This is a genomic window from Paenibacillus sp. J5C2022, from assembly GCF_025567625.1.
GTDB lineage: Bacteria > Bacillota > Bacilli > Paenibacillales > Paenibacillaceae > Pristimantibacillus.
This window is the reverse complement of record NZ_JAOQJC010000002.1, coordinates 133,259-154,975: the sequence shown is the minus strand read 5'-3', so window position 1 is coordinate 154,975 and position 21,717 is coordinate 133,259. Positions and strand designations below refer to the sequence as shown.

The window sequence follows — 21,717 nt, the reverse complement described above, 5'->3', positions numbered from 1 at the left end:
TATGTATGCTTCTTCCAAAACGTACCTTCATCTTATCGCATGAATGGACAGACCACAACGAAGAGCCTTGGCGCTTGAAGCGAATGCTCCCTCACCCGGCTCTTCGTCCTGCTAGGACAAGTCCATATTGGGGTCCTTGCGGCGCAATGCCGCCTCTTCCTGACCGAAGTCCACATCTTCCGTCTCCGATTGGACATCCGAAGCGATGAACGATTGCTCCTCGTCGGCCGTCTCCGCCAGCCCGGATACCGTCACGACAGCTTCTTCGCTCGCCAAGCCGTCATCTTCTTGTGTGCGGCTCCTTCTTATACTGCTGACTACCGACTCGGCTGCCTGCTTCGTACGGTCAGCCAAGCCCGCCGCGCCGCTGCCGATATCCCTTGCGAAGCGGCTTGTCGCATCGCCAACTCTGTTCGCCACCTGAACCGTCGAATCACCAACCTTCTGCGCTTGCTGCGCAATATCCTCACGCAGCTCCTTGCCGGACTTCGGCGCCAGCAACAATGCTGCAATCGAACCGATTACCCCTCCGGCAAGCGCCCCCAGAAAAAATCCGCCTTTATTCCCTTTTCTTGTTAACATGTACATGCAGCTCCTTTCCTCATTAGAGTACCCTTCGCCCGGCTTCCTTCATTCAGCCTTTTCCGCTGTATGAGCGCCCGTTGTCAACCCCGTCAGACTTGCGCCCCCACTGCCACAGGTGCCACGCCGTCAGCCCCAGCTCCGCCCATTGCACTGCTTCGTCCAGTTGGCGCTTGCCCGCCAGCTGCTCCGCATGCCGCACTGCCGAGTCCGATAACGTGGATGTGACGCGTTCCAATGCAGAAGTCGATTGATGAATGGTATGACCTGCTCCCTTTACCGCCTTGAACAACCCTTCAGCCGACTGCACACCTTCCTTCAGCGTCTTGATCGTCTCTTCCGCCGGCACCAGCAGCGAGCTTGCTTGCGCCGTCAACTGCTGCAGATCCTTCTGCAGCGCTTCCGCCGAAGCCTGCATGCGCTCCAGCCGCTTCAGCCCGATCCGAATCGCATACAATAAGCCCGCGACAAGCGCAACGAACGCTATGGCAGCAGCCGCAATACTCCATTCCATCAGCATCAACACTCCTCCCTCCTCGCGCACATCACTACAGTTGCTAGACGAATGCCTACTTGCGTATGACAGTATAAGCAATTTGGGCTTGACTTGACACTGCCAACAATAAAAAAACTCCTATTCGAAAATAGGAGTTCATGGTCATTATTTATCAACTTATTTAAAGTATGATGTCGTTAGAGGGATAACGAAGCCGCCGCCCGATTCTTTGCCTACATTAACGGTGACAGTCTCAACGCCTGCAATATCGACTTCAATCGTTTGCATGCCGTCTTCAGGTGTAACGACTCCCACTTCTTTCAGCAATGCGTTCGTGTCGACATCTCTAATCTCAATATAATTCACATCTTTCTCCAGAGCGGCGAATTGCAAGTAAAGCTTTTGATATTTGCCGTCAGGAGTAAATGCCGTATACCTATAAGATTTATCCGGCGAGCTGTACAATACTTCTTTATAATCTGTATCGGCATAATTCGTGTGTGCCGGATCTTTCGAATACAATACTTCGTCGAACAGCTCTTGATTAACGGCTACGCCTTCCAGAAGCTCTCCCAGAATAACCTCATACGCTTCCTCATCATAATGAACCGCAACGTCCAATAAGTTGGAGACGGCGCGTATCGGAAGATAAGTGCTTCCTTTATAAGTAATAGGTAATACTGCATTGCCATTGACATCGTTCATCTGAGCGATTTCCCCGTTTACTCTCACCTTTAATGCCGTGTTCAGATTCGCCTTGATCTCTTGCAGATGCGAGCTGGCGAACACCCCGATACTCATGCCCCCCATTAGCAGAGACGCTCCTGTCAATACAACTAAAAACTTCTTTTTCATCATTTCTCTCCTCTCATATAGCTATTTTTCCCATTTCTTATTCTACCATCATATGTATTTTGTCTCAATCCCCTATTATTGCAGCTTGTAAAAAAACAAAAAAAGCTTACGGCAGCCTTCTCAGGCATCTGTAAGCTTCTTCTTGACTTGCGTATGCGGCTGGCCGTCTATGACGTAGCTGCACTTCCCGCCGCCCTTGGCCAGGCACTCTGTCCGCTCCACCGGCACCTGCAGCAGAGAGCGGAACAATTCCAGCTCGCAGCTGCAAGCTTGCTGATATACGCCGGCCACCTGGGCGATGGGGCAATTGTATTCGTGCATCGTATAGGAACGGTCGCTATGACGTTCCAGTTCCACCATATATCCTCCGGCATTCTGAATCGCCGCCAGCTCTTCCACGCGCTTCGCCAGCGCCTTGCCTTCCATTCTGGGAGCATACCGGTTCAGCAGCTTCTTCCCTCTGCCTTCGAACATGGCATCAATAAATTGCTCATCCTCCAGCTCGGACAGGAGATCCAGCGTGAGCAGATGATAGTTCTTGGGGAACAGCTCATCGCCGCTGGCCGTCAGCGCATAGGCATGGAGCGGCCTGCCCATCGCTTGACGGACAGACTCGATCTCCACGTAGCCTTCCTTCTCCAGCCCGTACATATGTCTGCGAATGCCCATCTCCGTCAGCCCGATTTCATTGGCCAGAGCGCTCGCGCTCATCTTTCCATGTCTCTTCAAGGCGTTCAGTATGCGTCTCCGCGTCGTCGGTTCTTCCCCTCTCATCGCTTTCACCCCGCTCCATCTCCGTCTCCCTTACAATTCGCGTGCCAGATAGGCCTCAACGGCGTCCTTGAACGCCGGCAGACGCTCCGCCATGACCGCCGTCAGCGGATGCAGTACCCCTCGGTTCCAGGAATAGTACTCCTGAACGAGCGGCTTGCGCAGCTTGACGAGCTCCGTTAACGTCCCGGTCATATCCGATGGAAATACGCCCTCGGCTCCCGTTATCGTTATAATGTCTTCATAGCTGCTGGCGTCTCTCATCAGGAATCCGTCGATCAGGTAGCTGCCGACGTCCGTTACAATTTCGATCGCTTGATGAAGCGCCCTCTCCTGGGCCAAGCCCTGCAGAGCGTCTCCGTTCCACTCAGCGGCAATCCGCTCCAGCGCCGCCGCCAGCTCCGGAATCGTAGCCAGCCTTACTTTGATCTGTTCTTCATTCACATAATACATGGTTGTTCCCGCCCGCTTTCCTGCCCGTTATTCAGTCCTGTTCCTTTCGCTTGCCCTTCTTCTTCAGCCATACCACCATAATGATACTGCTCAAGATGACGACAAGCAGGTAAGTAAGCATCTCATATACGTCTCTCACCTGTCATCCCTCAGCTTTCGTAGTCTACACTGACAGCTGACTCGCGCACCAGCGCCATATGCTTGATCACTTCCTGATGCAATGGATGCACCTGATACGCCTCCAGATCCGCCATGGAATCGAACTTGGTCACCAGCGCGATATGGAAGGATCGTTCGGAGTGAAGCACGTCTACGCCCACTTCAATATATTTCAACTGCTCGATTTTACCTTCCATATTTCTGAGCACCTCAGCGGTATGCGCCACATTCTCCCGGCTTCCATCTTTCAATTTGAAGAAAACGATATGGGTAATCATTACAAGGCCTCCTGTTTCGTTGCGGATCATGAATCATGCCGCTTATGCAGCATGAGATTTGTCCTTTTGTCACATAATAACCTAAGTGGTCGCATTACGGCAATCTTTTCGGCAAAGGAGATCTCCATCTTATGCGCTATAAAGTGACAATTATCGCAACATTAATCGGTTTGGCCATCTGCGCATTCAACTATACGGGGTATGACCCCCACAATATGGTGTTCTTCATGCTAAGCGTTCCCGCTTGGTTCGTGGATATGTTCATCGATGTGCACGCGGTGAGCGTATTGCTGATGTACGTCCTTACCATCCTGTCCTGGGCGCTGTTAGGTTATGCAGCGGATTGGCTGATCGCACGGGATCGCAGGAGAAGAGGGAATCCCGCCCGATAGCCATGTTCGACCGCAATAAAGGAGTCCCGTTAGGCCCGAGACTCCTTCCGCGTATTTATGAAGCTGCTCCCGACATATATTCCTTCAACACCAGCTCCGATTCCGCCTTGACGAATCCCCAAAGCATGAAAAACCGGTGGTGGTAGCCGCGGCATACGTATTGGGCATGCAAGCCGTCCTTCTCCCGCTTCTCTTCATATATCTTGATCCCCTGCTGCCTGAACGTCCTCCGCATATCCGCCATATCCAGCAGCACGCGGTCGCCGATGCCTCTGAGCAGTGTCTCGTAGAAGCGCGGAAGCTTCATGCCCGACGCTCCGATCACGCGAATGTCGTGATCCAATATACGCATAACGATGCCGAGCAGCAAATATCGCTTCACAAGCTTCAATTCGGATTCTGTCTCATTAGGCGGAACCGTCGCCACACGTCCTCCGCCTTCTTCCCTGTTAGCGGCCATTGCCACCCCTCCATCATGTTCCAGCTAACGGTACGTTTCTTGCACATCACCCCAACAAGAACGTATGTTCGTTATTTATTATATCCCATAGCGCCGAACATATGCAAGCCAATTTCAACGCTGTCTGTCCTTCAGCACTTCGATAATTTTGCGAATCCGCTCAGGCAGCGGCAAGCCGATTCGTCCGTAATTCTCCGTCACGGAGATCAACTCGTTGGCAATATAGAAGAAGATGGCCGCCCCCATAACTGCGTCGCCCGTCTCCATCAGCAAATCTATACGGTGCGCCAGCAGAATGACCAGCAGCGTCAACCCTTTGCGCGCCAGTCCCCATGAGCCGAAGGCGCTGCTGAGCCCCTTGCCTTCCTTAATGGAGGCCGCGACCCCCGTCACATAATCCACTCCCATCGCGACAAGAAGGAATGTGAGCGATTCCGTCCAGCTGCCGAACGCAAACGTAACAATGGAGCCGAGCACGCCAATCAACGAGCAAATCCATACCTGCATACTGCTTGTCATACCTGTCACCTCACTCCATCCCCGCAGGAATAAATATTGTACAGGATAATATATGCCGGAGCGGTCAAGGTTGTCCCTTGGTTGTGGAAAATTGCGGCTGGACTAATATGACATGAGGTGACGTATTTGAGGTCTATAATGGGCGGTAGATTAACGAAAGGAGCAACAAATCATGAAACGAAGAATAATTTTAGATTTAGCGGTCACTTTAGATGGTTTTATTGAAGGGAAAAATGGTGAAGTTGATTGGTGCATTATGGACTCTGAGATGGGGTTTAATCATTTTTTAAATCAAATTGATACCATTTTATATGGAAGAAAAAGCTATGATTTATGGGGACAATTTACTCCGGAAATTGAACATACGGATTCTGAAAAAGAATTTTGGGAATTGGTTCATAGTAAAGAGAAATATGTGTTTTCCAGGACGCAAAAGGGGACTGATAATAAAGCAATATTCATAAATGATAGTATTCTTGAAGAAGTAAATAAATTAAAGAATAAGCCTGGTAAAGACATATGGCTATATGGCGGAGCAAGTCTTATTACAACTTTTATCAATTTAGGACTTGTTGATGAATATAGATTATCTGTTCACCCTGTTGTTTTGGGAGAAGGGAAACCGCTGTTTGTGGATATAAAACAGAGCTTGCATTTAAAAATGGTGAATACAAGAATGTTCTCCTCAGGCGTTGTACAACTAACATACTTTTCTCCACAGAGAAGGGCTGTCCCTTAAGTAGTTTCCTACAGGAACAGCCCTATTGATACAATGGAAAATCTCCGGTCCCGTCCTAGGGCGATAAGTTGGTCTGGTTCCTTCCGTTCTCCTTGGATCGGTACAACGCCTTGTCCGCCCGATCAATGACGGCGTCCGCCGTCTTGTCCTCCAGTCGGCAGGTAGCTACGCCAAGCGACAAGCTGACAGGACGGCCGGAAGGACTGGTCGCCCCAGACACCTTCTTCCTCAGCCGCTCCGCGACGGCGACCGCCTCCTGCTCCTTCGCGTAACGGACGAGTATGCCGAACTCCTCGCCGCCGTAGCGGAAGCAGAGATCGCCTTCCCTTGTGACGGAACGAAGCTGCGAGGCCAGCTGCTGCAGCACTTGATCGCCGACAAGATGGCCGAACGTATCGTTAATTCCCTTGAAGTGGTCTACATCCATCAATATGAGGGAGAAGGGGATATGATTATCCAGCCATTGCCGGATCATCGCATCGAATGTTTTGCGGTTGGCAAGGCCGGTAAGCCCGTCACGCTGCACCTCATCGCTCCACAGCTTCAGCTGGCGGTTCAGGCTGGACTGCAGCTGCCACAGCTCGGCGATACGGGAATCAGCAGGCGGCAGCTCGCCGGAATGCGGCACTCCCCCGGTATGACCTTGCGTGAAGCGCGCCATCTTGTGCAGCGGTCTGGATATCGCAAGCGAAGCGAGCAAGGCCGTCAGCCAGATGAGGAAGAAGACGGGCAGCATATAATACAGCATATGGCGCAGCAGCTTCTCCGCAGGCGCCTTCAATACGGAAGCCGGCGTCTGCGATACGATCACGAGACCGCTTAGCGGCTCGTAAGCATATCCAGCCAAATACAGCTCCCCATCGCCATTCTTCACCTTCTGGGAGCCGCTGCCTCCCCTTATTCCCTGCTGCACGACTTCATTGTAGGAGACGAACTCCCTTAACCGGTCCTTGTCGGGATGAATCGCCAGCCTGCCGAAGCGGTCGGCAACATAAAGGTATGAGCCGTTGTCGTAGAAGTGCTCCGTAAGCAGACGACAGAGCGCGTTGTTCTCATCCAGAAGAATCGCTCCGGCCGCATAACCCGCATAGCTTCCGTCACGCTTCATGATTGGAGCTGTCAGCACCAGCAAGTAATGGTCACGAAGCGCAGTGAAAGGGGTGGTCACGAATGGCGCCCGTCTGATCTGCATGGTAGCCGCAATGTTGTGAGGAGCTTGCTTGCCTATCGTGTATCTGAAGTTACTGGGACTTGCGCCGACGACTTGCGAGCTCTCATCCACAATAAATACAGCATTAAAGTAATGGCGATTAAGACTCAGCCACTCATGCAATCGCGACTCTGAGGGCATTCCGCTATCGGAGATCCATTCCGAAAGGGTCTGCACCGTTTCCAGCATAACTTGCAATATATCGTTCAGATTGGATGCCTGCTTGCGGGCATATTGCTCGTTCCCTTGCAGGTAACGATCGACAAGGGCAGCCTGATTGCTTTGCCAAGCGAAGTAACTGCCCGATACCGCAGTAAGCAGCACGGCGCCCGTTACGAGCAGCAGCAGAAATGTGCGAAGCTTCAGCTTTCCAGCGAATGAATGTGATATATTCATCAGTCCACCTTCTCTAGTTGCAATCAACCCGTTGACATCCATTTCGAGGCACATTATATCACAATCATGCAGAAGCTGCCTATCCGCCTTGCACAGACCGTTCCAACAACTTCAAAGGGGAAATTTGACTGATAGGCTCTATAGCAACCATTACAGCATGCAAAGCAAACTCCCTTGCTTTCGCGGCTTGCCGAACAAGCCTGGAAGTCGGGCGGCTTTCACTTGCCAACAATTTGCTCAAGTGGTCGACCATAAAGCAAAAAGCGCAAGTTCAGGGGTGAATACAACCCAAGAACCTGCGCTTTTATCATAACTGCCATCCTGTCACACTTGCCAGAAGCTGTTCCTTCGCAGAAAACTACGTATGGGACAGTCCCTCAGCATTCAAAACCTATGTGGAGCCGCCGTTCAGGTAGTTGAAGAACGGAACGTCAACCCAGAATTGATAAGGTGTCACGTTCACTTCCGGATCGATCGCCTTGAAGCCTTCCACGACCTTCTCGGAATTCTCGTTCAGAGAGAACGGATGAACTTCGTAATGACTGTCCGGGCTGGTGATCAGATTGTTCGTAATCAGCTTGTAGCTGTCCAACTCCGTGTCGGAGAAGTAGAGCGGCTGCCACCAGGAGCCCGCGATCAGACCTTGCTCGTCCGCTTCATCCTTTTTGGCGTAGGCCATAATGACCGTCTCGAACTTCTCTTTGTCCTGAGCGTTACGGAATTCGAACTCCAGATCGTATTCTTTGGAATAAACGATATAATTGCCATTTTCGATCAGGACGGCATTCTCGCCAGGGTCGCCCCAATCCGGATGGAACACGAATGCGGATGTCTTCGGCTCGAACTGAAGCTTCGCGTCAAGGCCTTCGCTGCGCAGCAGGCCGATCAGCTGGATAGCATGCGTCAGATCGGAATGGCCATATGTAAGCGACAGGGAATCGATGAAGTTCGCCTCGAAGCGGGAATCCTTCAGGTTGTAGCCAGTAATCAGCTCCTGCTCAAGCGCTGTGTTCACCAGCTTCTGCAGCTTCGGCTCGTCGATAATGTCGGAGCTTGCATACGCATGGTTCAGCTTGGAGATGATGTCTGCATCGCTCAGGTAGCCCAAGTATTGCTTGTACTGCCCTTTCGTCTCCAGCACCTTGCCAAGCAGCGTGTTCGCCAGCTCTTCGCTTGCCGCAGCTCCAGGCTGGAACGATTCATGGTAAGCAGCCGGAATCAGACCGGTATCGACAGCGGCTGCCAGCTCTTGGGCAACGTGGCCCTTGGCGAATCCGCTTGCCAGAGGAAGCGACTTCAGAGCGGCTTCCACCTTCGCTTGAGGATACGTATAAGCCAGCTCCTCCAGATCGGCGGCGCGGACGGCGATGGACACCGCGACGGCGTTCGTCAGAGGCTGGTCGCCTTTAATGGAAGGCCCCTTCAGAATCCCCTGCTCGTACAGGGCGGCTGCAGCCGCATACAACGGCTCGTCGGCTGCCAGATCGGTGAACGCGGCTTCGTCTCCGGTTGCCTCGGCACCCAGCAATTCAGCTACCGCTTCGATGAAATCTCCCTTGGTCGCTTGCTCCGGCAAGCTAACCTCGTACTTCTCCTTCAGAAACAGCTCGTATTCTGCGGCAGCCGGTTCCGCTTGCTGGGATGCCGGGGCCGCATAGAGCGTGGATTGTGCGAACAGAAGCGCGACAGCGGCAAGAAGCGCCACTACCCACTTGCTGTTCACGGACTTGATCGTAGACATGCAATGACCTCCTTGAGAGAATGGATGACTTTAATTCCAACTAAATTACTGCGTTTTATCGGAATAAAGTATAATTCACAGCAGTATAGCAGTCTCTCAAGCGATATGTCAATGATAATTATGGAAGCTTTCCCAGCAAGCAACTATTCATGTTCACGAAGCGCTTCTTCGTCGGCAATACTTTGGATATCCTCCGAATGAATGGAAATGAAAACATAGCCGTCCCGCTCCGCTTTCTTCAGCGCCTTCTCCTTCATATAACGCGGACTGCCCTCGCCGGCATCCTCGTCGTATACAAGCAGAATGCCGTCGGTTCGGCGCAGCAGAAGCTCATCTCGCGCCGACAGCTGCCAGACGCCCTCATAGGGGCGGTTGCTGACAGGCGCATAATAATCGACGCCCGCCAGCACTTTGCGGAAATAGTCCTGCTTGTCCTCCTTCCAGTTCTGCTCCGGTTCCTTATAAGCGGACAAGATAGACAGCTTCAGGTGGGGATACCTGCGCTTCAGCGCGATGACCGCTTCACACGCCCACAGGTCAACGCCGTATTGCCCAGGTGTAATGACCCACTCCAATCCGTCTTCGATTAACGGAATGAGCTTGTTGATGATCGCCTTCTGAATATAACGGATGCCCTTGTGCTTCTGGCTGAATATGTTCAGCTCATGGGCCCGATAGCCCGTTACAAGCAAGTTCTTCATACGCAACACACGCCTTTATATTAGCGATTTAGCGATTGTCCACTTTCTCGGGATACATATCGTGGTTCATGAGTCTGTGCTCCGCCATCTTCTCGTATTTGGTGCCGGGACGGCCCCAGTTGCAGTAAGGATCGATCGAAATGCCGCCGCGCGGCGTGAATTTGCCCCATACTTCGATATATCGTGGATTCATCAGCTCAATCAGATCGTTCATAATAATGTTCATGCAGTCCTCATGGAAGTCGCCATGATTGCGGAAGCTGAACAAGTACAGCTTGAGCGACTTGCTTTCCACCATATGGATGTCCGGAATATAAGAAATATAAATCGTGGCGAAATCCGGCTGCCCCGTTATCGGACATAGACTGGTGAATTCCGGACAATTGAATTTCACGAAGTAATCGCGTCCCGGATGCTTGTTCTCGAACGACTCCAGCACCTCGGGCGCGTAATTGAACGGATATTGCGTTCCCTGATTGCCCAGCAGCGTAATGCCGCCGAGCTCTTCTTTGCTTCTGCCTTCCATTACATAACTTCCTTTCGCCGTTATTGTAGCTTATACACCCTTCTTGTTGCCCCATACCCAAGTATGCAGCTGCGGCAGCACATGCACCTTGCGAAGCCTGTTGTCCCCCATCGCCGCGTCAATGAGCCATTCGTATCTCTGAACCAGATAAGGCAGCATCGCCGCCGGCTCTTCTTCCGTCAGGTTGTCATTGCCCGCCTGCAAGTAGAACGGCACGCCGGGATAGCGCTCGTGCACCTCCCTCGCGTAGAACAAGTCTTCCTCATCGAAGACGACGACCTTCAGGCAGAACCGGCTGCCAGCCGCGGACAAGCGGGCGACGATATGATCGAGGACGTCCCAGTCCGTTCCCATGCCGGAGCTCGGCGGCTTCGGTGACAGCGTCATATCGTCGATCGCGGCGAGCCACGGCTGCCAGCGGCTGCCCTGCGTCTCCAGCGCGACCGTCACGCCTTCGGCGTGCAGCAGCTCCACGAGCCCTCCCAGCCCCTTCAGCAAGGCGGGATTGCCGCCGGATATCGTCACATGATCGAAGGAGTCGCCGCCAATCCGGCGCAGCTCCTCCAAGATCTCCGCCGCCGTAAGCATCCGGATCTCATCTCTGGCACTGCCGTCCCACGTGAATGCGGAATCGCACCAGGAGCAGCTGTAATCGCAGCCGGCTGTGCGGATGAACATCGTCTTGCGGCCGACGACCATCCCTTCTCCTTGCACCGTCGGACCGAACACCTCCAGGACGGGGAAGCGGTCGGCTGCGCTCATGATTGTCCGCCTTCCCGCTTGGGGCGATACAGGCAATAGCTGGTCGGTGTCTCCCGCAGGAACACCTGCAGGCACTTCGGCCGATTGGCCGTGCCGTCCAAATACTGCTGCACAAGCTCGCAGATGGTTCGCGCCACCACTTCCGTAGTGGGGAACCGGTCCGGCTGTCCGTCATCGAAGCTGTCATCCTCGTTCAGCAGGGTATGATCGAACCGGTTGTGGATCAACTCCTTGATGATAGCGAAGTTCACCAGGAACCCGCTGTCGTCCAGCTCATCGCCGGCGACCGTCACATTGGCATAATACGTATGCCCGTGCACTCGCCGGCATTTGCCCGCTTGCTCAGAGGGCACGTAGTGGGCGGCGGCGAACTGAAAGTCCTTGTTCAGCTCATAGCTGTAGGAATGGGCGACGGCCGGATATATTTGCTGCAGCATCATTGCCCCTCCCCGGATTGAATTGACGTGCGTTCCGCCAAGTACTCCCGAAGGCCATTGCTCCGCAGGCGGCAAGCCGGGCATTCCCCGCAGCCGTCCGCCTTCACGCCGTTATAGCAGGTCAGCGTCCGCTCCCGGACGAAGTCGAACGCGCCAAGCTCATCGGCGAGCTTCCACGTCTCCGCCTTATTCAGCCACATAAGCGGCGTATCGATGACGAACGAATAATCCATTGACAAGTTCAGGGTGACGTTCAGCGACTTGATGAACACATCGCGACAGTCCGGGTAACCGCTAAAGTCCGTTTCGCATACGCCGGTCACGATATGCCGGGCGCCGATCCCTTTGGCCAGCACGGCCGCAAAGCTGAGGAACAGCAAATTCCGGCCGTCCACGAAGGTGGAAGGAAGCTCCCCCTCCTTCTCCTTGATCGCTATATCATCGCGTGTCAGCGCATTGGGCGCCAGTTGGTTCAGCAGGGACATATCCAGCACATGATGACGGATGCCCAAGTCGCGCGCGATGTCCGCTGCGCATTCCAGCTCCAGCTTATGCCGCTGGCCGTAGTTGAACGTAACCGCCTCGACCTCGACGAACCGCTCCATCGCCCAGAACAGGCAGGTCGTGCTGTCTTGACCGCCGCTGAACACGACGACCGCTTTTTCCTTTTTCATATTGTTTCCTCCTCTCGCAGATGAGAAGACGAAGCTCCGCGCTTTGAAGTTTACTCCGAAAATAGGGAACGGCGCGCGCAGCCCGCATGGGGCCGCGACGCGCCGAACGCAAAAAAACCAGCGATATGCCGCCATGCAAAAAAAGGGCAATCGCTTTGTTTTAGTTTTTTATAGAGGGAGTTCGCGAACCTCTCCCGGCCGCTTCCACCATCTGCCACGCAGATTGGGCCGGAATTTCATCTTCAATTGTTCCTCCGTACTATAGCACAGCCTGCCGCATTTGAAAACTGGAAATTGGCGTGCGGGTTCGCAGCTGAGTGTCCGCTACGGCTGAAGCGACGGCTCCGAGCGAAGTCCCTCTAATGTAGCCAGAATGTGAGCGACCAGTTCCGGAATATCCTCCATCTGCTCCTCGTTAATGCGGCGCGAGAACGAGAGCTCCGCCGTATTCCGAAGCAACGCCGCAGGATCGGCGCCATACACGCTGCTGACCGTCTGCACCGGCTTGTTCTCCGGCTGCCAGATGCTGCACAAGCAAGCTTCAATGGCTGCGCAAGAGCGCTCCGCTTCCGCTTCGGCGATGTCCATATGGAACAGCACATGCAGCCCGCAAGCCGGAACGGCTCCCTCTTGCTCCAGTATTTCGGCTGCCAGCTCCTTAAGAGGCGCGGCAAGCTTAAGCTCGGCAGTCGGCCATTCCGTCCCGGTCAGCCGAAAGCTTACGGAGAATTCGCGGTCCATGACCGCCATATCCCATATATCCTTGCGTCCGGTAATGAGAATGCGTCCATCCAGATTGTCCAGATCGTACAGCTCGTTCTCGAACGCCACCTTCAAATTGTCAAATACTGTCGGGTGAAACATAACCGCACCTCGCTATCGATTTTCGGCTGCATACGCGTCCGGCCATAGAAACCCGATTCCCGATGCTGCCTGCCGTTTATTGTATCACAGCTCGGATACCGCCTCTATAGTGCGCCGCGGCTGAATAGGTTTGCTTTGCATTCTAGTTTTTTCGTATACTAGAGAGTGAGAAAAAGAAAGTGTGATTACGGCAATTTTCCTATCATAATCGAGGTGACGAGAACAAGGTGGAAGACTTGAAGAAAGCCTACGCAATATTGGGACTGGATGAGGGCTCATCCAAGGAAGAAGTGGAGAAGCGATACACAACTTTGTTGAAGAGGGAGCGGTCGCGCACCAAAGAACAAAGAAATGAAAGCGTCACCGGGAAATACCAGCAGCAAGAAACCGACTTCAAGACCATCACGGAAGCCTATCGTCTCATTCTGGCCTATGAGGACCGGAAGGTGACGGACGCGTTCAACGAGAAGGAGTACGGCAAGTACAAGCGCTTCTCGGGACAAGCCCAGAAGATGGACCACTTCTGGCGTTACTACAGATTCCACACCATCGGCGCCATTATCCTTATTGCGCTTATCATTTACGGCATTAACAGCTACATCGACAAGCGGGAGCACGAGAAGTTTCTCGCCAGCCTGCCGCCGGTCGATCTGACGATAAGCATGATGGGCACGTTCATGGAGCCCGATACGAAGGAGCAGACCGGACCGGAGCGGGACGAGTATTACAACGACAGACTCGGCCAGTCGCTGCTGAAGAGCTTCCCGGAATGGAAGCGGATCGAGCATTCGCTCGTATTCGTGCCGCAGGATGAAGCCAGTCAGTACGCTCATCTGCAGAAGGCGATCGTGACGCTCATGTCGGAGCATCCCGACATTTACATTGTCGACAAGTTCATGTTCAATTGGATCGGCGGCCAGAACGTATTCCTGAACTTGGGGGATACTCCGCAGCTTGCAGAGCAATTGACGGACGATACCGCGATGAAGCTCCAGGCGGAAGGTGACGCGGCAGCGCAGATTTACGGTGTAGACTTGAAGGAGTCGCAGCTGGCGGACGATCTGAACATGCTGTATGCAGACCTCATTGTCGCCGTTCGGGCCAATGCGAACAACCCCGAGAAGGCACTGGAATTCATCGAGACTTATCTGAAGACGATTCCTTAGAGGTGGACGGAGCCCTCTCTCGATTGTTGCTGAATAGATGGATTTGATGTCCTAATTCCTTAGGGAAACTTAGATTTCATTCCACCTAAATGGAAATCATCCAGTTGATATTGATAAATGAACGGCAATTATGAGGAATGGATGAAAATAAATGCAGGAAATCCATTTAGCAACGAAGAGCTGATTACAAAGTCGGCATCTAACGACAATAAATCCAGCTAGTGAAGCAGTGAACTCTTTTCCGGCTCGTATGCTCCTTTACGACGCTCCGGTGTAGGTTGCACTGAGGAGCGCGCTTGTATGTGATTTCGCCACTCTAGTGTTGGCTGCATACACTGCAGGCGCGCTCGCCCGGGTTTTCGCCACTCTAGTGTTGGCTGCATACACTACAGGCGCGCTCGCTCGGGATTTCGCCACTCTAGTGTTGGCTGCATACACTGTAGGCGCGCTCGCCCGGGTTTTCGCCACTCTAGTGTTGGCTGCATACACTGTAGGCTCGCTCACTCGGGTTTTCACCACTCTAGTGTTGGCTGCATACACTGTAGGCTCGCTCACTCGGGTTTTCACCACTCTAGTGTTGGCTGCATACACTGTAGGCGCGCTCGCTCGAGATTTCGCCACTCTAGTGTTGGCTGCATACACTACAGGCGCGCTCGCCCGGGTTTTCGCCACTCTAGTGTTGGCTGCATACACTACAGGCGCGCTCGCCCGGGTTTTCGCCACTCTAGTGTTGGCTGCATACACTACAGGCGCGCTCGCCCGGGTTTTCGCCAATTTCGTGTAGGATTCCAACACTAGTCCGACTCGCATGAGTCAATCCACTAGACTCAGGTATTCAACTCGAATGGTATAAACTCTATATCATCAAAAAAGGACCTCAGCATCCGCAAGCACTGCATGCGGATGCTGAGGTCCTTTCCTTTTTATTCAAGCAATCGTATTCCGGATGGCGCTATTCGACGAGCAGAGCATAGACGATGCCCGGCCCATGCACGCCAATCGTCAAGTCGTTCTCGATATCCGAGGAACGGCTCGGGCCGGAGATGAAGTGAATGCCGGCCGGCAGACCGGCGCGCCCTCTCTCATCGAACCCTGTCAGCACTTCGCCAAGTCTGGTCTTCAGCCGCAGGGCGGGGATGATGATGAACAGCACGGTCGGAAGAAGGCTTACCGAACGCCCCTTCTCCTTGGCGGACTCCACGACGACGGAGCCGGTATACGCCACCGCATGGTCGGCCATCACGATGCCAAAGTCGGCTCCCGCCGCACGCGCCTTCCAATTGTCCTCTGCGTCGCTGTTCCATACCGCAACGTCTGCTTCCGGAAGCTCCTGCTCCAGAGAGAGCGCAGTCAGCTCCGCTTCGTCCTGGCGGACAATGTACTTGGCGCTCATCTCCCGCGCTTTGCCCGCGATGAACGCCGACGCCTCCTCCATGCCCTGTACGCGCTCCACATGACCGCCGACGGACAGGAAGTTGCTCGTGAACTGTTCGATCTTCTCCTCCGCCGTCCACTCCTTCTGCCGCCAGAAGTCCGGCGCACCGCGATAAGGATGCTGAGGCCTCTCCTTCAGCTGAGGATGCCCCAGCCTGCCGGCTATGCGGCTCATGAACCGCTGCTGCTTCTCCCGGGACTGCGCTTCAAGCTGCTTCAGCCACTCCGCATGCGTCTCAGTCATGGCCGTTCCCTCCTTGCCCGGACTTCCCCTGCTGCGCTCGCGCAGCCATTCGCTCGCGAATGGCAGGGTCCATCTCTCTAAGCGAGCTCTTCAGCTCCCCTTCCAGCGTATCCCACCGATCGCGGAACGACTGACTGGGCAAGCTTGGCGTTATCCGGTATTTGTTCCAGCCCTTCAGCGGTCCCAGCTTCGTCCTGATATAGCCGTCGCGAACGACAAGCTTCTGTCCCAGCTTGCCCAGACGCATAATGCCGCCAAGCCGCTTGGCGCTGCCCATGACGGTGGCGAATCCGCCCATGCCGAGCGACTCCAGCTTGTTGCCGTGCCCGCCCTCCACCTTGCGGCGGCGCAAGTACACGAGCATATCGTGCAGCGGGATTTTGACCGGGCAAGCTTCATAGCACGCTCCGCACAGGCTGGAGGCGTTGGCGATATCGTCCCATTCTGCCACGTTCTGCTTCAGCGACGGTGTGAGTACCGCACCGATCGGCCCGCTGTAAGTACTGCCGTAAGCATGTCCGCCGATATGACGGTAGACGGGACATGCGTTCAGGCATGCGCCGCACCGGATGCAGTTCAGCAGCTCCTGGAATTCCGGATCGCCAAGCTGCAGGGAACGGCCGTTGTCCACGATAATGATGTGCATCTCTTCAGGGCCGTCGCCGTCACTCTCGCGGCGAGGGCCGGTAATGCCGGACATGTACATCGTCAGCTTCTGGCCCGTCGCCGAGCGAGGCAGCAGTGTCGCCATCACTTCGAGATCCTCCCATGACGGGATAATGCGCTCCATGCCCATTAGCGTAACTTGCGTCTTCGGCACCGTGCTGACCATTCGCGCATTGCCTTCATTCTCGAACAGCACCATGGAGCCGGTCTCGGCGATCGCGAAGTTGCAGCCGGTCATGCCGATGTCCGCCTCCAGGAACTTCTCGCGCAACCGCTTCCGCACGAATCCTGCAAGCGCGGTCGTGTCCGGCGGCAGCGTATAACCCGCCTCCTTCGACAGCAGCTCCGCAATCTGATAGCGGTTCTTATGAATGGCCGGGATGACGATATGCGAAGGCATCTCGCCGGCCAACTGGATAATGTATTCCCCGAGATCGGTCTCCACCGCTTCGACGCCGATCGATTCCAGTGCATGGTTCAGATGAAGCTCCTCCGTCACCATGGACTTCGACTTGACTACCGACCGCGCCTTGGCATGCTCCGCGATGTCCAGCGTCAGCTTGACGGCTTCTTCCGCCGTCTCCGCGAAGTGAACGTGCACGCCGTTCGCCCGCGCATTGTCTACGAATAAGTTCAAGTAATAATCCAAGTGGGCGATCGTGTGCAGACGGATCTGCCGTCCGCGCTCGCGCCATTCCTCCCAGTTGCCGTGCTCCTCCGAAGCGCGCTTCTTGCCGCCGCGCAGCCGTTCGGTCGTGAAGCGGACCGCCTTGCGCAGAAATTCGTCGTTCAGCGCCACCTCGGCTCTCGCCTTCACGCTTGCGCCCGTCGCTTTCCCTCCGCTCATGCTCCCTTCACTCCTTCGTACAGCAGCTCCGCAAGATGCATCACCCGCACCGGCTTGCCGCGATAATGCAGATTGCCCGCAATATTCATGAGGCAGGCCATATCCAGGCCGACGAGCACCTCAGCCTCCGTCTCCAGCACATGATCGGCCTTCTCCGTCACCATAGCACCGGATATATCCGCCATCTTGACGGCGAAGGTGCCACCGAAGCCGCAGCAGTCCTCTGCGAACGGAAGGGGCACAAGCGTAAGTCCCCGAACCTTCTCCATCAGCTGCAAGGGTTCGTCCTTGACGCCCAATATGCGGGTGCCATGGCAGGATGGATGATAGGTCACAGTATGAGGAAATTGTGCGCCTACATCCGTGACGCCGAGCACTTGAACGAGAAACTGCGTGAACTCGTAAGCTTTGCCCTTCAGCTTGCGCGCTCGCTCCAGCATAGCGGGCTCGTGCTCGAACAGCTTGTCGTAATGGTGAATCATGCCTGTGCAAGAGCCAGACGGCGAGATGACGAAGTCGCTATCCTCGAAGGCATCCAGAATCGTCTTGGCGGATTCCCGCGCTTCCTTCCAGTAGCCGCTGTTGTAAGCCGGCTGCCCGCAGCATGTCTGCAGACGGGGAAAGTGAAGCGTAACGCCGTATTCCGCCAGCAGCCTTGCCATCGCTTCCCCTACCCGGGGAAAGATGGCATCGCTCAAACAAGTAATAAATAAAGACACTTTCATATGTTGCACCCCCTTGTGCACGTTCCTCCAACCGGTATCCTATACGACCGTAACCGAAATCCCCCGCTCCAACAGCTCGCCGCGCACGTCCGAAGCCAGGCCGCTGTCGGTTACGATGCGGTGAATGTCGCCAAGCCCGGCAACATGCGTGAACGCCTGAACGCCGAACTTGCTGGAGTCCGCAAGCAGCACGATTTCGTCTGCCATCCCTACCATCTGGCCTTTAATGCGCGCTTGCAGCTCATTGGATTCGCTTATTCCCCGCTCCAGATGCACCCCTTTGCACGACAGAAAAGCCTTATCGACATGGTAGGCGTCAAGCGAGCGCTCCGCCAGCGGACCGACATAAGACAAGCTGCGCGATGCCAATATGCCGCCCGTAGAGATAACCTCGATCCGCTCCTTGCCCGCCAGCTCCAGCGCCACCTTGATGGAATTGGTCAGCACAGTAAGCGGAATATCCGGCATTCGCGCCGCCATATACCATGCGGTCGTGCTGGCGTCGAGCAAGATGCGTTCCTTCGGCGAGATCAGCTCCACCGCTTCCTCTGCGATCCGCCGCTTCTCGTCCGCATGGGCAACTTCCCTTTCGAAGTAAGGGGTCTCCGGCTGCTGGTCGCGGACGCTGACGGCTCCGCCGTGCGTGCGGCGCAGCCGTCCCGCCTGCTCCAGCCGGTCCAGATCGCGGCGAATCGTCTCCTCCGTCACCTGACACAGCTCGCTTAGCTCCGTTACGCGGATGCTGCCTCTCTCATTGACAAGCTCCACTATTTTGTCATAACGTTCTGCTACCAGCATACCCTTACCTCTTTCCCGCAAGTAATCACTCGTCTATCATAACATCCCGTTGTCCGCTTTCATATGCAATCGCGACACTTTACAGTCGAACAGTTGGATTGATCCGCCCGCGCGACAGCCGTCACGCCAGCTTCGTCGTCATGACGAATGTCTCATAGGCATTACGCCAGGCCGCCGCATCCTGCGGCTCATAGAGCTCGATCGGGAAGGATTCCCGGACAAGCTTCCTCGCTTCCCAGATGTCGGTAAGCTTGCCGCTTGCTATCCATTGTACCAGCATATTGCCGATCGCGCTTCCCTCGACGGGTCCCGCCCATACCGGCTTGCCGATCGCATTCGCCGTCCACTGGCACAACAGCGTATTCTGAATACCTCCGCCGACCATGTGCAGCCCTTCGAAGACGGCGCCAGCCAGCTCCTCCGTCTGCTCCAGCGCATACCTGTATTTGAACGCCAGATTTTCCAGAATGCCGCGCACATACGCCCCCGGATTATCCGGAACCTGCTGGCCCGTTCTGGCGCAATAGGCGTCGATCGCTTCCGGCATATGGCCGGGCTGCAGGAACAGATCGTCATCGCAGTCCATGAAGAAGGCGAACGGCTTCGCTTCGTCGGCCAGCTTCACCAGCTCCGGGAACGTATAGGAGGCGCCTTCGCGTTCCCACGCGCGTCTGCACTCCTGCAGCAGCCATAAGCCCATAATGTTCTTCAGCAAGCGGTAAGTGCCGTATACGCCGCCTTCGTTCGTGAAGTTCAACTGCTGGGCCCGCTCCGTCAGGACGGGGTTCCCCACTTCGGTTCCGATCAGCGACCAGGTGCCGCAGCTCAGGTAAGCGAAGGACGGCGCGAGCGCGGGAACGGCGGCAACCGCCGATCCCGTATCATGCTCCGCCACGGCATAGACGGGAACGGCGGGAACGCCAAGCTCCGTGCAGATCGACTCTCGCAGCTCGCCGACCCCTGTGCCGGGCGCCACAACCGTCCCCATGATGGAACGGTCTACGCCGATGCCTTCAAGCAGCGTCCCGTCCCAGTCGTTCGAGACGGGATTGAACATCTGCGTCGTCGTCGCCAGCGAGAACTCATTGTGCATCTTGCCCGTCAGGAAGTAGCGAAGCAGCGCCGGAATCATCAGGAAGTGCTTCGCTTCCTTCAGCAGGGGGGAATTCGCCCGCTTCATCGCGGCCAGATGATACAGCGTATTGATCGACATGAATTGAATGCCGGTCCGGCGGAATATCTCGTCATACGTCAGCTCTTCCACCACTTCCTCGTAGACGCCGTTCGTATGGGCATCGCGGTAATGATAAGGATTGCCCAGCAATTCGCCGTTGTCTCCGATCAATCCGAAATCGACGCCCCAGGAGTCAATTCCGATGCTGCTGATCGCGATGCCGCGATGCTTCGCCTTAAGCAAGCTCTGCTTCAACTCCTGCAGCAGACGCAGCATATCCCAATGCAGGCGATTGCCGATCGCTACGGGATCGTTCGAGAACCGGTGCAGCTCCTCCAGCTGGATTCTGCCGTTCTCGATGCGGCCGAGCATCGCTCTGCCGCTGCTTGCGCCGAGATCGAAAGCCAGCACATAGGTCACCAGCTAGCACCGCCTTTGCCCCTTGCCAGAATATCGCTGCCGTAGCTGCTCTCCAGATAAGCTTTCATAGGATCAGTCGGCAAGCCTTGCTCCTCGCGGATGACATGCAGCAGCGGCGTGACGTCGAACTCGAATGCGCTGCGAACGGCATGCTCCGCACCAAGTACGTCGCCGCGGGCGGACGCTTCCTCCACTTCCGCCTGATTGACGAGCAGCGCCTTCGCGTATTGGGTCTGCACGTTCAGGACGGAACGAAGCATCGCCGGTATTTTCAACTCGATATTGTGGGACTGGTCGATCATGTAAGCGATGTTGCTGACGCAATGGCGAATTCCGCTATCCGCTTCACCCGCGGCGTTCAGAATCTGATAGAAGATAAGGAACAGCTCATAGGGATTCACAGTTCCGACAATGAGATCGTCATCGGCATATTTGCGGCTGTTGAAGTGGAAGCCGCCCAGCCGCTTCTCGTCAATCAGATAAGCGACGATATGCTCGATGTTGGCACCCGGCAGATGATGGCCCGTATCGACGAGCACCTCGGCCTGCGGCCCCAGCTTGAGCGCCATGTTGTAGGCCATGCCCCAGTCCGCCAGATCTGTATGATAGAAGGCCGGCTCGAAGCACTTGTACTCGATCAGCATCCGCATCTCCGGCGTCATCGCCTTGTACATCTCCGTCAGCGCGTCCTGCATCCAGCCCTTGCGCTTGCGGATATTGCCCTGCCCCGGATAGTTGGTGCCGTCGGCGAACCACAGGCTCAAGTCGCGCGACCCCGTCTCCTTGGCGATGTCGACGCATTCCAGCAGATGGTCCGTTGCCTTGCGGCGTACGGTGGCATCCGCGTTCGTCACGCTGCCCAGCATATACTCGTCCTCCTGGAACAGGTTCGGATTGACCGCGCCGATCGACAGCCCCAGACTCTCCGCATGGCTTCTCAGCTTGCCGTAATCCTCCACTTTGTCCCAAGGAATATGAATGGCGACGGAAGGCGCCAGCCCCGTCAGTTTATGCACCTGCGCGGCATCCTGGAATTTCTCGAACGGATCGCGCGGCACCCCTTCCTTCTTGAACACTTTAAATCTTGTGCCGGAATCGCCGTATCCCCATGACGGCGTCTCGATGCGCAGCTGCTTCAGCTGCGCCTTCACTTCATTCACATCGATGCCTCTTGCTCCCTGCTGTTCCTCGAACAGCGCATATGCGCGATCAGATATAGACATAGCAA

Annotated in this window: 25 protein-coding genes and 1 riboswitch; of the genes, 3 read left to right on the top strand and 22 right to left on the bottom strand. The window is 55.2% G+C overall.

Going from position 1 to position 21,717, the window contains the following annotated elements; translation table 11 throughout:
• Positions 1-111: 111 nt before the first annotated feature.
• The 6 genes from M6D81_RS02495 to M6D81_RS02470 all read right to left on the bottom strand — a co-directional run bounded on the left by M6D81_RS02495 (position 112) and on the right by M6D81_RS02470 (position 3,594).
• Positions 112-582 carry a YtxH domain-containing protein gene (locus tag M6D81_RS02495; protein WP_262675220.1) on the bottom strand — a complete coding sequence of 157 codons (471 nt, stop codon included), beginning with the start codon at positions 580-582 and terminating at the stop codon, positions 112-114.
• Between the two features lie 52 nt (positions 583-634).
• Positions 635-1,102: a DUF948 domain-containing protein gene (locus tag M6D81_RS02490; protein ID WP_262675219.1), complete on the bottom strand. Its 468-nt coding sequence runs from the start codon at positions 1,100-1,102 to the stop codon at positions 635-637.
• A 153-nt stretch (positions 1,103-1,255) separates the two neighbouring features.
• The gene (locus tag M6D81_RS02485; protein WP_262675218.1) at positions 1,256-1,936 is read right to left on the bottom strand and encodes a copper amine oxidase N-terminal domain-containing protein; all 681 of its coding nucleotides are present in this window, start codon (positions 1,934-1,936) and stop codon (positions 1,256-1,258) included.
• A 117-nt stretch (positions 1,937-2,053) separates the two neighbouring features.
• Positions 2,054-2,707 (bottom strand): helix-turn-helix transcriptional regulator, encoded by a 654-nt coding sequence (locus tag M6D81_RS02480; protein WP_262675374.1) that lies wholly within the window; start codon positions 2,705-2,707, stop codon positions 2,054-2,056.
• 30 nt (positions 2,708-2,737) lie between these two features.
• The gene (locus tag M6D81_RS02475) at positions 2,738-3,157 is read right to left on the bottom strand and encodes a DUF86 domain-containing protein (RefSeq protein ID WP_262675217.1); all 420 of its coding nucleotides are present in this window, start codon (positions 3,155-3,157) and stop codon (positions 2,738-2,740) included.
• Positions 3,158-3,306: 149 nt separating this feature from the next.
• On the bottom strand, positions 3,307-3,594 hold the full coding sequence (locus tag M6D81_RS02470) for a Dabb family protein (protein WP_262675216.1): 288 nt from the start codon (positions 3,592-3,594) through the stop codon (positions 3,307-3,309).
• A gap of 131 nt (positions 3,595-3,725) precedes the next feature.
• Between M6D81_RS02470 and M6D81_RS02465 the strand changes: the two genes are divergently transcribed.
• Positions 3,726-3,986, top strand: coding sequence for a hypothetical protein (locus tag M6D81_RS02465; RefSeq protein WP_262675215.1), 261 nt, complete (start codon positions 3,726-3,728; stop codon positions 3,984-3,986).
• A gap of 55 nt (positions 3,987-4,041) precedes the next feature.
• On the opposite strand, the gene M6D81_RS02460 is transcribed toward M6D81_RS02465, so the two are convergent.
• A complete protein-coding gene (locus M6D81_RS02460; RefSeq protein ID WP_262675214.1) occupies positions 4,042-4,446 on the bottom strand; it encodes a YhjD family protein in 405 nt (134 codons plus the stop codon).
• 114 nt (positions 4,447-4,560) lie between these two features.
• Positions 4,561-4,965, bottom strand: a complete 405-nt coding sequence (locus M6D81_RS02455; RefSeq protein ID WP_262675373.1) for a phage holin family protein — start codon at positions 4,963-4,965, stop codon at positions 4,561-4,563.
• Positions 4,966-5,137: 172 nt separating this feature from the next.
• Between M6D81_RS02455 and M6D81_RS02450 the strand changes: the two genes are divergently transcribed.
• On the top strand, positions 5,138-5,704 hold the full coding sequence (locus M6D81_RS02450; RefSeq protein WP_262675213.1) for a dihydrofolate reductase family protein: 567 nt from the start codon (positions 5,138-5,140) through the stop codon (positions 5,702-5,704).
• A gap of 55 nt (positions 5,705-5,759) precedes the next feature.
• Here M6D81_RS02450 and M6D81_RS02445 read toward each other — a convergent pair whose 3' ends face one another.
• From M6D81_RS02445 to M6D81_RS02410, 8 genes are all read right to left on the bottom strand, one after another.
• Positions 5,760-7,310: a sensor domain-containing diguanylate cyclase gene (locus tag M6D81_RS02445; protein WP_262675212.1), complete on the bottom strand. Its 1,551-nt coding sequence runs from the start codon at positions 7,308-7,310 to the stop codon at positions 5,760-5,762.
• A gap of 391 nt (positions 7,311-7,701) precedes the next feature.
• Positions 7,702-9,051: a hypothetical protein gene (locus M6D81_RS02440; protein WP_262675211.1), complete on the bottom strand. Its 1,350-nt coding sequence runs from the start codon at positions 9,049-9,051 to the stop codon at positions 7,702-7,704.
• A gap of 143 nt (positions 9,052-9,194) precedes the next feature.
• A complete protein-coding gene (locus M6D81_RS02435) occupies positions 9,195-9,752 on the bottom strand; it encodes an SLOG family protein (protein ID WP_262675210.1) in 558 nt (185 codons plus the stop codon).
• Between the two features lie 28 nt (positions 9,753-9,780).
• A complete protein-coding gene (gene queF / locus M6D81_RS02430) occupies positions 9,781-10,278 on the bottom strand; it encodes a preQ(1) synthase (RefSeq protein ID WP_262675209.1) in 498 nt (165 codons plus the stop codon).
• A gap of 30 nt (positions 10,279-10,308) precedes the next feature.
• On the bottom strand, positions 10,309-11,040 hold the full coding sequence (gene queE / locus M6D81_RS02425) for a 7-carboxy-7-deazaguanine synthase QueE (RefSeq protein WP_262675208.1): 732 nt from the start codon (positions 11,038-11,040) through the stop codon (positions 10,309-10,311).
• Positions 11,037-11,477, bottom strand: coding sequence for a 6-carboxytetrahydropterin synthase QueD (gene queD / locus M6D81_RS02420; RefSeq protein WP_262675372.1), 441 nt, complete (start codon positions 11,475-11,477; stop codon positions 11,037-11,039). Before queD ends, queE begins: the two co-directional genes overlap by 4 nt.
• Positions 11,477-12,151: a 7-cyano-7-deazaguanine synthase QueC gene (gene queC, locus M6D81_RS02415; RefSeq protein WP_262675207.1), complete on the bottom strand. Its 675-nt coding sequence runs from the start codon at positions 12,149-12,151 to the stop codon at positions 11,477-11,479. Before queC ends, queD begins: the two co-directional genes overlap by 1 nt.
• Before the next feature lie 154 nt (positions 12,152-12,305).
• A riboswitch (PreQ1 riboswitch) is annotated at positions 12,306-12,349 on the bottom strand.
• Positions 12,350-12,475: 126 nt separating this feature from the next.
• The gene (locus M6D81_RS02410; RefSeq protein WP_262675206.1) at positions 12,476-13,015 is read right to left on the bottom strand and encodes a hypothetical protein; all 540 of its coding nucleotides are present in this window, start codon (positions 13,013-13,015) and stop codon (positions 12,476-12,478) included.
• Positions 13,016-13,251: 236 nt separating this feature from the next.
• Between M6D81_RS02410 and M6D81_RS02405 the strand changes: the two genes are divergently transcribed.
• Positions 13,252-14,181 (top strand): hypothetical protein, encoded by a 930-nt coding sequence (locus M6D81_RS02405; protein ID WP_262675205.1) that lies wholly within the window; start codon positions 13,252-13,254, stop codon positions 14,179-14,181.
• 952 nt (positions 14,182-15,133) lie between these two features.
• Here the strand turns inward: M6D81_RS02405 and M6D81_RS02400 are convergent.
• From M6D81_RS02400 to rhaI, 6 genes are all read right to left on the bottom strand, one after another.
• The gene (locus M6D81_RS02400) at positions 15,134-15,859 is read right to left on the bottom strand and encodes a LutC/YkgG family protein (RefSeq protein ID WP_262675204.1); all 726 of its coding nucleotides are present in this window, start codon (positions 15,857-15,859) and stop codon (positions 15,134-15,136) included.
• On the bottom strand, positions 15,852-17,372 hold the full coding sequence (locus M6D81_RS02395) for a LutB/LldF family L-lactate oxidation iron-sulfur protein (protein ID WP_262675203.1): 1,521 nt from the start codon (positions 17,370-17,372) through the stop codon (positions 15,852-15,854). The genes M6D81_RS02400 and M6D81_RS02395 overlap by 8 nt, the downstream gene beginning before the upstream one ends.
• Positions 17,369-18,097: a (Fe-S)-binding protein gene (locus M6D81_RS02390; RefSeq protein WP_262675202.1), complete on the bottom strand. Its 729-nt coding sequence runs from the start codon at positions 18,095-18,097 to the stop codon at positions 17,369-17,371. Before M6D81_RS02390 ends, M6D81_RS02395 begins: the two co-directional genes overlap by 4 nt.
• A gap of 39 nt (positions 18,098-18,136) precedes the next feature.
• Positions 18,137-18,895, bottom strand: coding sequence for a DeoR/GlpR family DNA-binding transcription regulator (locus M6D81_RS02385; protein WP_262675201.1), 759 nt, complete (start codon positions 18,893-18,895; stop codon positions 18,137-18,139).
• Between the two features lie 121 nt (positions 18,896-19,016).
• The gene (locus tag M6D81_RS02380) at positions 19,017-20,489 is read right to left on the bottom strand and encodes a rhamnulokinase (RefSeq protein WP_262675200.1); all 1,473 of its coding nucleotides are present in this window, start codon (positions 20,487-20,489) and stop codon (positions 19,017-19,019) included.
• Positions 20,486-21,706, bottom strand: coding sequence for an L-rhamnose isomerase (gene rhaI, locus M6D81_RS02375; RefSeq protein ID WP_262675371.1), 1,221 nt, complete (start codon positions 21,704-21,706; stop codon positions 20,486-20,488). The genes M6D81_RS02380 and rhaI overlap by 4 nt, the downstream gene beginning before the upstream one ends.
• Between the last annotated feature and the right edge of the window lie 11 nt (positions 21,707-21,717).